This window comes from Frigoribacterium sp. 2355 (genome assembly GCF_054060695.1).
Window position 1 is genome coordinate 89,516 of record NZ_JBSSDL010000002.1, and the last position, 11,639, is coordinate 101,154.

Here is an 11,639-nt window from a genome sequence, read left to right on the forward strand (position 1 = left end):
ACCGATCAGGACGGCCATCGCATGAGCACCACCGCATGAGCACCACGGCACGCGAGCGACGCCGCGACATCGTCGACCTGGCCCACACCACCGGCCTGGCGAGCGTCGACGAGCTGAGTCGTCGCTTCGAGGTGACCCCGTCGACCATCCGCCGCGACCTCGCCGAGCTCACCCGGCGCGGCGAGATCGCCCGCACCTACGGCGGTGCCATGCCGCTCGGTGCCCCCGGTGCCGAGCCGACCTTCCGTCAGCGCAACCTCGAGGCCGGGGTGGCCAAGGCCGAGATCGCGCGGCACGCCCGCACGCTGGTCCACGACGGCGAGACGCTGCTGTTCGACGCCGGTTCGTCGGTCGCGGCCCTCGCCCGGGAGGCGCGCTCGGGTCTCGTCGCGACCGTCGCCACCACCTCGATCGCCGTGATCCAGCAGCTCGCCGACTCGGACGGCATCCACCTCGAGTGCCTCGGCGGCACGCTGCGCCCGGCCAGCCAGGGCTTCGTCGGGCCGCTGGCCGAGGCCGCCCTCGAGCGCCTGACCTTCGACCGGGTGTTCCTCGGCGCCGACGGCGTGCTCGCCTCGGGCCACGTGGTCGAGGCCGACCTCGTGCAGACCCGGCTCAAAGAGCTGATGTGCCGGCAGTCCGAACGCGTCTACGTGCTGGCCGACGGGTCGAAGCTCGGTCGCGCGACGTTCCACGCCCGCGCGGCGCTGCCCGAGGGCTGGACGCTCGTGACCGACGCCACCGCCACGCCCGAGGCTCTGGCCGAGTTCGCGGCCGCCGGCGTCGACGTGGTCGTCGCGCCCGCCGGCTGAGCCGGACGCCCGCGGGCCCGCCCGCCGGTGCGCTGGCCTGCACGCCCGGCCCGCACGCCGGCGCGCCCGTGTCGCACCGCCGGATGAATGTCGCACCGCCCGTTTCGGCGGTGCGACGTCCATTCGGCGGTGCGACTCGTTCCGCGGTGCGACCTACTCCGCGTGGAGCGGCAGCAGGATGCCCTTCACGCGGGGATCGGTCGCGAGGAACTCCTGCACGGCCGGGTCCTGGAAGGCGGCGACGAGCTTCTTCACGGCGTCCTCGTCGGCGTAGTCGCTGCCGATGGTGAGCTGGCCGGCGAACTCGTCCGGTGCGGCGGGGGCGAAGATCTGCTGCTCGATCGGCACGCCGGCGGCGAGGTAGTACTCGGTGTAGCCGACGGCTGCGTCGAGGTCGGGCAGGGCCCGCGACTGCGCGGCGAAGTCGAGCAGGGTGAACTGCAGGTCCTTCGGGTTCGAGGCGATGTCGTCCTGGGTGGCGTGTGCCTTGTCGACGCCGTCCTTCAGCGTGATGAGGCCGGCGCGCTCGAGCACCCAGAGCCCCTGGGCCTCGTTGGCCGGGTCGGAGTACAGCGACACCGTGGCACCGTCGGGCAGCTGGCCGGGATCGGTGTACGTCGACGACCAGAGGCCGAAGCCCCAGCGGAACACCGGCGTCGCCGCTTCCTCCCGCAAGTCCGGGTTCGAGGCGAGCACCTGGTCCAGCCAGAGTTCGTGCTGGTACACCGTGCCGGCGATCTCGCCCTCGCTGACGGCCCGGTTGATCGTGTTGCTGTCGCTCAGGCCCGTGAAGGCGACGGTGATGCCGTACTTCGGGGCGACCTCGTCGGCGACGAACTGCACGAGGGCCTGCTCGGACGCGTTGCCCTCGGCGGTGGCGACGGTCAGCGTCGCCCCGGCCTCGGCGACGGCCGGCCCCGCGGGCGCGGTCAGGGGCACGACGATCGCGGCGGCGGCGACGGCGACGACCGCCACCGCGCCTCCGGCGATCCAGGGCCAGCGGCGACGACGCCTCAGCTCGAAGCCGTGGTCGTCCGTGACGGACGGGGTGCCGGGTGCGGGGGTGGGGGTGTTCTCGGGCATGGCTGTCCTTCGGGAGGGGGCAGGCGGCGCCTGCGGGTGGGGGGAGGCGCGGTGCGGGACCGCAGGGGGGAACGGGGAGGCGCGGTGCGGGACCGCAGGGGGGAACGGGGAGGCGCGGTGCGGCTCAGACCGCGGCGGCCACCGGGGGCAGGTCGGTCGCGCGGCGCCGCCACCAGCGGCGCCGGCGGAGCGGTTCGGGGCTCGTCACCCGCACGGCGAGGTCGCCGAGCTGTTGGACGGCCGCGACCGTCGCGACGAGCAACACGATCGTGACGATCATCACGGTGTGGTCGAAGCGCTGGTAGCCGTAGGTGACGGCGACGTAGCCGATGCCGCCGGCGCCGATGGTGCCGGCGATGGCGGAGTACTCGATCATCGCGATCGTGTTGATCGTGAGACCCCCGATCAGGCCGGGCAGCGCCTCGGACAGCTGTGCGGTGCGGACGATCTGCAGGCGGGACGCCCCGCTCGCGGTCGCCACGCGCACCCGATCGCTCGGGACGCTCCGCAGGGAGTTCTCGACGATGCGGGTGAAGAAGGCGATGCCGGCGATCGACATCGGCACCACCGCGGCCGCGATGCCGATGTTGGTGCCGGTCACGAACCGGGTGAACGGGACGATCGACGCCATCAGGATCAAGAACGGCAGCGAGCGTCCGATGCTGATGACGGCACTGAGCACCGTGTGCACCGGCGCGTTCGGCACGAGGCCCGCGGGGCCGAGGTTGTGCACCAGGGCTCCGAGCGGCACCCCGACCAGCACGACGATCGCCATCACGATGCCCACCATCACGAACGTGTCGCCGAGTGCCGGGAGCACCAGGGCGGGGATCTGCGCCCCCGGCACCGAGTTGTCGTACGCGGTCGACGGGCTCGTGCCCGACGCGAGGACGGTCGTCGCGATCGGCGCGACGGTGCTGGCGACGCTCATCGGACGAGCTCCTGTTCGGGCGTGGGCGTGGGCGCCGGCGTGGACGCCGGGGTCGGGTCGAGGGAGCGGGCGGTGAGCCCGAGTGCGGCGGCGACCCCGGGCAGGCGCGAGGCGACCGCCTCGGGGACGGCGACGGTCGCGTGCCCGACGGTCGCGCCTCCCAGGGTCTCGATCGAGGCTCCGAGCAGCGACACGGGCGACCCCAGGGCCGATCCGAGCGTGGTCGGCCAGTCGGTCGGCACGTCGGCCGAGACGTAGTCGAGGCGCCAGGTGCGGGAGCCGTCGGGGGCGCCGGCCGCCGGTCGGGTCGGTCGCAGCGCCGCACCGAGCGCCGACGCGGGGTCGCGCAGCAGGTCGAGCACGCGACCCCGTTCGACGATGCGTCCGTGGTCGAGGCGCGCGACGGTGTCGGCGATCTGCAGCACGGTGTCCATCTCGTGGGTGACGAACAGGATCGACAGGCCGAGGTCGTCACGCAACTCGCGCAGCAGGTCGACGATCGAGGTGGTCGAGGCGGGGTCGAGGCCCGACGTCGCCTCGTCCGAGAGCAGCACGGTCGGCCGCAGGGCGAGGGCCCGGGCGATGCCGACGCGCTGGCGTTGGCCGCCCGAGAGCTCGTGCGGCCGGGCGTCGGCACGGTGGCCGAGCCCCACACGGTCGAGCAGCTCGGCGACTCGTCGCCCCGTCTCGGCCTTGGTCACGCCCAGGTACTCGAGCGGCAGGGCCACGTTCTGTGCGGCGGTCCGACGGCCGAAGAGACCGTCCGACTGGAACACCGTGCCGATCCGACGGCGTGCGACCCGCAGGTCGCGCTCGCCGAGCCGGGTCAGGTCGTCGCCGTTGACGACGACCGAGCCCGAGGTCGGTCGTTCGAGCAGCGTCACGCACTGGGCCAAGGTGCTCTTGCCGGCGCCGCTCGGGCCGACGACCGCGGCGATCTCGCCGGTGTCGACCCGGAAGTCGACGCGGTCGAGGACGGTCGTGCGGTGCGATCCGGTCTCGTAGACCTTCGTCAGCTGCTCGAGGCTGATCATGGGGGCTCCAGGGTGTCGGCTGAGGTGGTGGGTTCGGGGTGTCGCCGAGCATAAGGAGGCGCGGGTCGCGTTCGCGAGGACGTGTCACGTCATGCGTCGCCGCGTGACGCCGTGTGTCGCACCGCCCCGCCGCGGGGCCCGGCAGCGGGGCCCGGCTGCGGGGCCCGGCTGCGGGCGCCGGCTGCGGGGCCCGGCTGCGGGGGCCGGTCGCACCACGCTCGCGTGGTCGAACCAGCCCCCGGGGTGGTTCGACCACGCGAGCGTGGTGCGACCTCCTCCGACGGCGGGCGCGGCAGGATGGGCGACATGCCCGCACCCACCACGTCCCTGCCCACCGCACTCGTCACCGGCGCCTCCGGCGGCATCGGCGCTGAGTTCGCCCGGCGGCTCGCCCCCGACCACGACGTGGTGATCGTGGCGCGCAGCGGCGACCGTCTCGAGCAGGTGAGGGCCGAGCTCGTGGCGACCCGCGCCTCCGGGTCGTTCACGGCCGTGGTCGCCGACCTGTCGACGCCCGAGGGGGTCGAGACCGTGCTGGCCGCCGTCGGCGACCGCGCGATCGACGTGCTGGTGAACAACGCCGGCGTCGGCTCCCACGGGGCGTTCGTCGAGTCCGACCCCGCTGCCGTCCTGGCGCAGGTGCACCTCAACTGCTCGCAGGTGGTCGCGCTCACGCGCGCGCTGCTGCCGGGCATGGTCGAGCGACGCCGCGGCACGGTGGTCAACGTCGCCTCGACCGCGGCCTTCCAGCCGATCCCGACGATGGCGGTCTACGGGGCGACCAAGTCGTTCGTGCTCTCGTTCAGCGAGGCGGTGCACGCCGAGGTGCGGGGGTCGGGCGTCACCGTCACGGCCCTCTGCCCGGGCGCGACCGAGACCGGCTTCTTCGCCGCGACCGGGAGCGACTTCCTCACGAGCGGCCGCCAGACGCCCGAGCAGGTCGTCACCGCGGCGCTGCGGGCCGTGCGTCGTCGCCGTGCCGTCGTGGTCAGCGGGCTCGGCAACGCGATCGGTGCCCAGGCGCACCGGTTCCTGCCCCGGCGGCTCGTGACCGCGGCCTCGGCCCTGATCGTGCGCGAGCGCTAGGAGCCGGGCCGGGTCCCCGGGTCCTGCCCCGGCCCCGGCCCCGGCCCGCGGGCCCGGCCCCGGGCCCGGCCACCGGCCCGCCCACCGCGGTCGAGCAACGCACCGCCCACTGGACGTCGCACCGCCCACATCGGTGGTGCGACGCTCAGTCGGCGGTGCGACGCGACCGGTCGCCGGCTCGACCGAGGGCGGCGTCGCGCGCCGCGACGAGCAGGTCGGTCAGCACCGTGCCGGTGGCCCCGCGGTCCTCGGGGTGCCACTGGACGCACCACACCGGAGCCGTGACGTGCTCGACGGCCTCGACCGTGCCGTCGTCGGCCCAGGCCACCGCGCGCAGTCCCTCGCCCAGGCGTCCCACCGCCTGGTGGTGCGAGCTGCGCACGACCAGCGACGTCGTGCCGAGCATCGAGGCGAGGGTGCTGTCGTCGGCGAGGCGGACCGGGTGGTCGACCATGCTGTCCGAGACGTCGTCCGGGTTCACGTGGCCGGGGTGCTCGAGGTGCTGCACGAGGTCGCCGCCGAGGGCCACGTCGACCACCTGCATGCCGCGACAGATGCCGACCAGCGGCAGCCGCGCCTCCACGGACCCGCGCACCACCTCGATCTGCACCCGGTCGGCGTCGGCGAAGGTCTGGCCCCGCCCCGGGTGGTCGAGGGGACCGCCGTAGTGGCTCGGGTCGACGTCCTCGCCACCGGTGACGAGCACCGCGTCCGCCTCGGCGAGGGCGGCGCGCACGTCGCCGAGCCGGTTGGCCGGCACCCGGCGCACCGTGAACCCGACCTGCTCGGCGGCGGCGACCACCGACGTGGACAGGGCGTCGAGCTCGCGCTCGAACGCGGGGTCGTCGCGGGCCTCGTCGGTGACGTCGAGGAGCAACAGGTTCAGGAGGCGCGGTGCGGGCGAGTCGCTCATCGCGCCATCCTGGCAGCCCCGGCCGCACCGCACCGCACCGCAGCGCTTCGCACCGCGTTTCGTGCACCGCACCGCGACGAGACGCGGTGCCGTGCACGAAACGCTGTGCCGAGGGCCGAGGGCCGAAGGCCCCCGGCTAGTCGGTGCCGTCGATCCCGCCCAGCCGTTCGAGCACGCCCGTGAGGATCGTGCCGGCCGCGTCGGGCAGCACGTGGTGGTTCATGTAGATCGCCTCGAGCCAGGGCAGCACCTCGTCGCGACCCCAGCCCACGGCCTCCCAGTCGACGCCGGGCAGGGCCTTCGTCCGGGGCTGGTCGGTCCGGGGGTCGAGCCAGGCCTCGGCGATCGGCACGCCCTCGGACGCGCCCTGGGGCGTCCAGGTCAGCGCGATCGGGTGGTCGTCGCCCTCGATGTGGTCGTGTTCGACGGCACCCGAGCCGAGCCAGGGCAGGGTCAGCAGCTCGCCCTCGATGTCGACCTCGACCAGGTCGAGCTTGCGTGGTTCTTCGACCTCGCAGACGTAGAGGTCGAAGCCGGCGTCGTGCCAGGCCGCCGCCTCGTCGACCTCGTCGAGCAGGTCGGGCATGCGGCGGTGCAGGTCGACTATCAGCCGGGTCGACCACTCGACGAGCACCCGCGTGTCGGCGACGCCGAAGGGGCTGAGGTCGCTGTCGTCACCGTTCGCGAGGTGGAAGTGGTGCTCGACGTCGCCCGAGGGCGTGGTCTCGAGGTGCACCTGTCCGGTCTCGTAGCCGACGTACAGGGCGGTGATCAGGTCGTCGTCGTCGTACTCGGCGTAGAGGTTGGGCTTGCCGAGCGCGGTCGGCAGCGGCGTCTGCGCGGCCGGGCGCTGGCCCAGGTCGAACACGGCACGGAAATGGGTGGTGGGGAGCCTCAGGCTCATGTCGGTCACGGCGTGGGGTCCAATCGGTTGCTCACGCCAGGGTAGAGGACGCGGCCGCCCGTCCGCGGCTCGTCCACAGCCGAGGAGGCGCGCTCCGGGACTTCCCGGAACGCGCCTCCTCGTGTGGTCGCCTCGACGGCGTCGGTGCGGGGCCGCGTCGCTGCTACGCGGCGACGGGGCTGCGCTGGCCGACGACCGAACCGGCCTCGGCGGCCTCGGCCGACGCGTCGGCCCCGGCGGCCGCACCCCGGCGGACGAACTTCTTCAGGAGGACGAGCACGAACGCGCTCACGACGGTGCCGGCGACGATCGCCAACGCCCACATGCCCAGGTTGCCGATCGCGAAGAACACGAAGATGCCACCGTGGGGGGCCTGCGACGTGACGCCGGCGGCCATCGAGATGGCTCCGGTCACCGCGCCTCCGACCATGCTGGCGGGGATCACGCGCAGCGGGTCGGCCGCGGCGAAGGGGATCGCGCCCTCGGAGATGAACGAGGCGCCCAGCAGCCAGGCGGCCGTGCCGTTGGAGCGCTCGACCTGCGAGAAGCCCTTTCGGTAGAGGACGGTCGACGCGAGGGCCATGGCCAGCGGCGGCACCATGCCGGCACCCATCACGGCGGCCATGATCATCAGCGGAGCGGGGTTGTCGCTGATGGAGCCCGCCGACAGGCCGGCGACGGCGAACGAGTAGGCGACCTTGTTGACCGGACCACCGAGGTCGATGCACATCATGAGGCCGAGGATGACGCCGAGGACGATCGCCCCGGTGCCGCTGAGGCCGTTGAGGAAGTCGGTCAGGGCGACGGTCAGGGCGGCGATCGGGCCGCCGAGCACGAGCACGAGCAGGCCCGAGGCGAAGATCGACGCGAGCAGCGGGATGATCACGACGGGCATCAGGCCGCGCAGCCAGCGGGGCACGTCGGGCTTGCCGATCCAGTAGGCGGCGAAGCCGGCGAGCAGACCACCGACGAGACCGCCGATGAAGCCGGCCCCCATGAAGACCGCGACGGCACCGGCGACGAAACCGGGGGCGATGCCGGGTCGATCGGCGATGGCGTAGGCGATGTAACCGGCCAGGGCGGCGACGAGGAAGCCCATCGACAGGTTGCCGATCTGGAACGCGGCGGCACCGAGGAAGTAGATCAGGCCCTCGGGCGGCAGGTTCACGAGCGAGTAGTCGGTCAGCACGGTCGCGGCGTTGCCGGCGATCTCGTAACCCGAGAGCAGGAAGCCCAGGGCGAGCAGCAGGCCGCCACCGGCGACGAACGGGATCATGTACGAGACGCCGGTCAGCAACCAGCGCTTGAGCGACGAGCCGAAGCCCTGCTTCTCGGTGGCGGAACCCGCGGCGGCACCGGCGGCACCGGCCGTGCCGCCCACGCGGGCGGCGTTCGGGTCCTTGGCGGCGGCCAGCGCCTCCTTCACCATGGCGTCGGGAGCGTCGACGCCGCGCTTGACCGGTCCGCGGACGACGGGCTTGCCGGCGAAGCGGCCCTGGTCGCGCACGTCGACGTCGACGGCGAAGATCACGGCGTCGGCCTCGGCGATGACGGCCGGGTCGAGGGGGGTGACCGTGCCCGAGCCCTGCGGCTCGATCTGCAGGTCGGCGCCGAGGCGCTTCGCCGCGGCGACGAGGGCGTCGGCGGCCATGAAGGTGTGGGCGATGCCGGTGGGGCAGGCGGTGACGCCGACCAGCTTCGGGCGCCGCGCGCCGTCGCCCGTGGCGTCGGCCGCGGACGAGGAGGCGCTGGTCGCCCCGGCCGCGGAGGCGGCGGTGGCGCCGCGCGTCTCGGCGACCTCGCCGCTGACCTCGTCGTCGACGAGCTGCACGATGTCGGCGGGCGTCTTCGCGGCGCGGAGGGCGGCGGTGAAGTCGTCGCGGATGAGGGCGCGGGCGAGGGTCGAGAGGACCGTCATGTGGTCGCCGTCGGCGCCCTCGGGCACCGCGATCATGAAGACGATGTCGGCGTCGCCGTCGGGGGCTCCGAAGCCGACCGTGCGCGCGAGCCGGGAGAAGGCGAGGGTGGGCTCGGTGACCGAGGCCGACCGCGCGTGGGGGATCGCGATGCCGCCGGGGACGCCGGTGCCGACCGAGGCTTCACGCTTGATGGCGTCGTCGGCGAGCGAATCGGCCGAGCCGGCGCGGCCCGAGGCCGCGACGCGCGCGGCCAGCGCGCGGATGACGTCGGTCGACGTGCCGCCCAGGTCTTCGTCGAGACCGACGAGGTCGGTGCTGATGAGGGATGACATGCTGTTCTGCTCCTTGGGGTTGGGCGACGCTGCTCAGAGGTGCCCGACGGCCGCGGGGGCCACCGGGACGACGTCGATGTCGTCAGGGAAGGTCTGGTCGAGGCGGGGGACGATGCTGCCGGGCAGGGCCGCGGCGGCGGCTCCGGACGCGACGGCCTGGGCGAGGCGGGCCGGGGCGGGGGCCCCGGCGGTCTCGGCGAGCAGGTAGCCCGACAGCGACGAGTCGCCGGCGCCCACCGTGCTCAGGGCGGTGATGACGGGGGCGGCGGCGAACCACGAGCCCTCGTCGTCGATCAACAGGGCGCCCGCGCTGCCGAGGGTGAGCAGCACGGTCTCGACGCCCAGCTCGCGCAGGCGTCGGGCCCCGGCGACGGCCGAGGCCGGGTCGGCCTCGTACGCCTCGGGGTCGCCGCCGACGATCTCGGCGAGCTCGTCGGCGTTGGGCTTGACGAGGTCGATGCCGACGCCCGACGCGATCAGGGCGGCGAACGGCTCGCCCGACGAGTCGACCGCGATGCGCGGGGCGGCGTCACCGCAGGAGGCGCGCACGGCCCGGACGACGTCGGCCAGCCAGGTCGTCGGCAGGCCGGGCGGCAGCGAGCCGGCGAGCACCAGCCACGAGGCGAGGGCCGCGTGTTCGACGACGAGGGCCGTGAGTTCGTCCACGTGAGAGCCGAGGTCGGGGCCGAGCTCGTTGATCTTGGTGGTCGTTCCGTCGGGTTCGGTCAGGGTGACGTTGGCCCGGAGGCGCTGCCCGATCGGCAGGTTGACGGTGGGCACGCCCCGCTCGCGCAGGGCGACGAGGACCGGGTCGTCGAGGGCGCCGGGCAGCAGGGCCACGGTCTCGGCACCCGACGCCGCCAGGGCCCGGGACACGTTGACGCCCTTGCCGCCGGGCTCGTCGGTCGTGCTGACCGAGCGCTGGACCGCCCCGCGCTGCAGGGTGCCCGGCAGCTCGATCGTGCGGTCGAGCGAGGGGTTCGCGGTGACGGTGAGGATCATGCGGGTGCCTCCTGGCTGCGGGGCGGTGTCGATCGGGGCCACGACGGGGCGGGGCGTGGGGGTCGGGGCGCTCATGCGACGATCACCTCGACGTCGGCGAGCTCGAGGGCCTCGCCCAGGTCGGGCGCGGGGGGCGCGTCGGTGACCACGGTGTCGATCTCGGCCAGGCGCGCGAACCGCACCAGCGCCTCCTCGCCGTGTTTGGTCTGGTCGACCACGGCCACGACGCGGCGTCCGGCACGGACGTACGCCGACTTGACGGCGCCTTCGAACTCGTCGGGGGTCGACAGCCCGAAGCCGGCGCTGACGCCGTTCGCGCCGACGAAGACGATGTCGGGGCGGAGCGCCTGGATCTGCTCGACCGTGCTGGTCCCGACGGCGGCGCTGGTCAGCCCGCGGACGCGTCCGCCGAGCAGGTGCAGGTCGACGTGGGGGCTGTGCTGCAACAAGGCGGCGATCGGGACGGCGTTGGTGATGACGGTGAGGACGGTGCCGGGCGTCGCCGGCGTCCAGCGGGCGAGTTCGGCGGCGACGGCGGCGGTGGTGGTGCCGGCGTCGAGGGCGATCGAGCCCGTGAACGTCGGCGGCACGAGGTGCGCGGCAGCCTGGGCCACCGACGTCTTCTCGGGGCTGTGCCGGGTCTCGCGTTCGCTCAGGCTGAGTTCGCTCACGCTGGAGCGGCCGGCGGCGACGGCACCGCCGTGCACGCGCTGGAGCAGGCCTGCCTGCTCGAGGGCGTCGAGGTCTCGGCGGACCGTCTCGGCCGTGACGTCGAGACGCAGGGCGAGATCGCTGACCGACACCCGACCGGCCGAGCGCAGGGCTTCGGCGATCGACTCGTGCCGTTCGGTGGCGTACATGCGACCTCCTCGTCGTCTCGCGGTGCTGCTGGTGCCAGTGCCAGTGCCAGTGCCAGTGCCAGTGCCAGTGCTAGTGCCGGTGCTGCTGGTGCCGGTGCCGGTGGTGCTGGTGTCCGTTCGGCGGTGTTCCGTGCCGTGTGGGCCGACTGTACGTCGGTTCCACAGATAAAACAAGACAAAAGCAGAAAAACGAAGACGAACGCAGATCGATCAGGAGTCGACCGAGCTATGTCCGCAATGCGCACTCTTGCCGATTTGGCTAGTTCATCTAGCAATCCACCTGTCACAGTGATGGACGTACCGGTTCACGGCGGTACGGGCACCGACTTCACGGGCGGTGCCCGAAGTTCCAGCAAGTTCCTCAGGTGACGCAGGGTCGCCAGAAATGAGAAGAACATGAACACCAGCAGCGCCTCGCTCCAGGGCCTCGGCCACGAGCAACTCGTCTCCCTCGTCCGCGGAACGGTCGCTTCGGCCCGCCCCGCGACGACCCGCCCGACCACCGGTCGCGTCGACGCCGGTCTCTACCGCCGCGACCCCCGCGTGCCGGCCGTCCGCATCGAGACCTACCCGCGTCGCCGTCGGGCGCGTGTCGCGGCCGTCGCCCTCGCCGCACCGATCTCGGCAGCCGTCTCGGCCGTCCCCCGGGTCGACGAGCCCACCTACGCCGACTTCCTCGTGGCCGCCCCGGCCCACGCGATGTCGGCCTGAGGCGGGCACGATGACGTTCGCACAGCGCATCCTCGCCGATCAGCTCGGCGAC

General features: G+C 73.6%; 11 protein-coding genes. 3 read left to right on the forward strand and 8 right to left on the reverse strand.

Annotated elements, in window-relative coordinates; all coding sequences use genetic code 11:
- Window positions 1–35 precede the first annotated feature (35 nt).
- A complete protein-coding gene (locus tag ACVJ1F_RS03280) occupies window positions 36–812 on the forward strand; it encodes a DeoR/GlpR family DNA-binding transcription regulator (RefSeq protein WP_456884674.1) in 777 nt (258 codons plus the stop codon).
- Between the two features lie 153 nt (window positions 813–965).
- Here ACVJ1F_RS03280 and ACVJ1F_RS03285 read toward each other — a convergent pair whose 3' ends face one another.
- From ACVJ1F_RS03285 to ACVJ1F_RS03295, 3 genes are all read right to left on the reverse strand, one after another.
- A complete protein-coding gene (locus ACVJ1F_RS03285; protein ID WP_456884676.1) occupies window positions 966–1,895 on the reverse strand; it encodes a MetQ/NlpA family ABC transporter substrate-binding protein in 930 nt (309 codons plus the stop codon).
- Between the two features lie 124 nt (window positions 1,896–2,019).
- A complete protein-coding gene (locus ACVJ1F_RS03290; RefSeq protein ID WP_456884677.1) occupies window positions 2,020–2,826 on the reverse strand; it encodes a methionine ABC transporter permease in 807 nt (268 codons plus the stop codon).
- Complete coding sequence (locus ACVJ1F_RS03295; protein WP_456884678.1) at window positions 2,823–3,860, reverse strand: methionine ABC transporter ATP-binding protein; 1,038 nt, start codon at window positions 3,858–3,860, stop codon at window positions 2,823–2,825. Before ACVJ1F_RS03295 ends, ACVJ1F_RS03290 begins: the two co-directional genes overlap by 4 nt.
- A gap of 306 nt (window positions 3,861–4,166) precedes the next feature.
- Between ACVJ1F_RS03295 and ACVJ1F_RS03300 the strand changes: the two genes are divergently transcribed.
- The gene (locus tag ACVJ1F_RS03300; RefSeq protein WP_456884680.1) at window positions 4,167–4,946 is read left to right on the forward strand and encodes an SDR family NAD(P)-dependent oxidoreductase; all 780 of its coding nucleotides are present in this window, start codon (window positions 4,167–4,169) and stop codon (window positions 4,944–4,946) included.
- Between the two features lie 145 nt (window positions 4,947–5,091).
- Here ACVJ1F_RS03300 and ACVJ1F_RS03305 read toward each other — a convergent pair whose 3' ends face one another.
- The 5 genes from ACVJ1F_RS03305 to ACVJ1F_RS03325 all read right to left on the reverse strand — a co-directional run bounded on the left by ACVJ1F_RS03305 (window position 5,092) and on the right by ACVJ1F_RS03325 (window position 10,876).
- A complete protein-coding gene (locus ACVJ1F_RS03305) occupies window positions 5,092–5,859 on the reverse strand; it encodes a gamma-glutamyl-gamma-aminobutyrate hydrolase family protein (protein ID WP_456884682.1) in 768 nt (255 codons plus the stop codon).
- Window positions 5,860–5,995: 136 nt separating this feature from the next.
- The gene (locus ACVJ1F_RS03310; protein ID WP_056046885.1) at window positions 5,996–6,772 is read right to left on the reverse strand and encodes a hypothetical protein; all 777 of its coding nucleotides are present in this window, start codon (window positions 6,770–6,772) and stop codon (window positions 5,996–5,998) included.
- Window positions 6,773–6,926: 154 nt separating this feature from the next.
- On the reverse strand, window positions 6,927–9,014 hold the full coding sequence (locus tag ACVJ1F_RS03315) for a PTS fructose transporter subunit IIABC (RefSeq protein WP_173151645.1): 2,088 nt from the start codon (window positions 9,012–9,014) through the stop codon (window positions 6,927–6,929).
- A 33-nt stretch (window positions 9,015–9,047) separates the two neighbouring features.
- Window positions 9,048–10,016 carry a 1-phosphofructokinase family hexose kinase gene (locus tag ACVJ1F_RS03320; RefSeq protein ID WP_159825498.1) on the reverse strand — a complete coding sequence of 323 codons (969 nt, stop codon included), beginning with the start codon at window positions 10,014–10,016 and terminating at the stop codon, window positions 9,048–9,050.
- A 71-nt stretch (window positions 10,017–10,087) separates the two neighbouring features.
- A complete protein-coding gene (locus tag ACVJ1F_RS03325) occupies window positions 10,088–10,876 on the reverse strand; it encodes a DeoR/GlpR family DNA-binding transcription regulator (RefSeq protein ID WP_056046880.1) in 789 nt (262 codons plus the stop codon).
- 396 nt (window positions 10,877–11,272) lie between these two features.
- Here ACVJ1F_RS03325 and ACVJ1F_RS03330 point away from each other — a divergent pair, with 396 nt between their 5' ends.
- Window positions 11,273–11,587: a hypothetical protein gene (locus ACVJ1F_RS03330; protein WP_043596001.1), complete on the forward strand. Its 315-nt coding sequence runs from the start codon at window positions 11,273–11,275 to the stop codon at window positions 11,585–11,587.
- Window positions 11,588–11,639 lie beyond the last annotated feature (52 nt).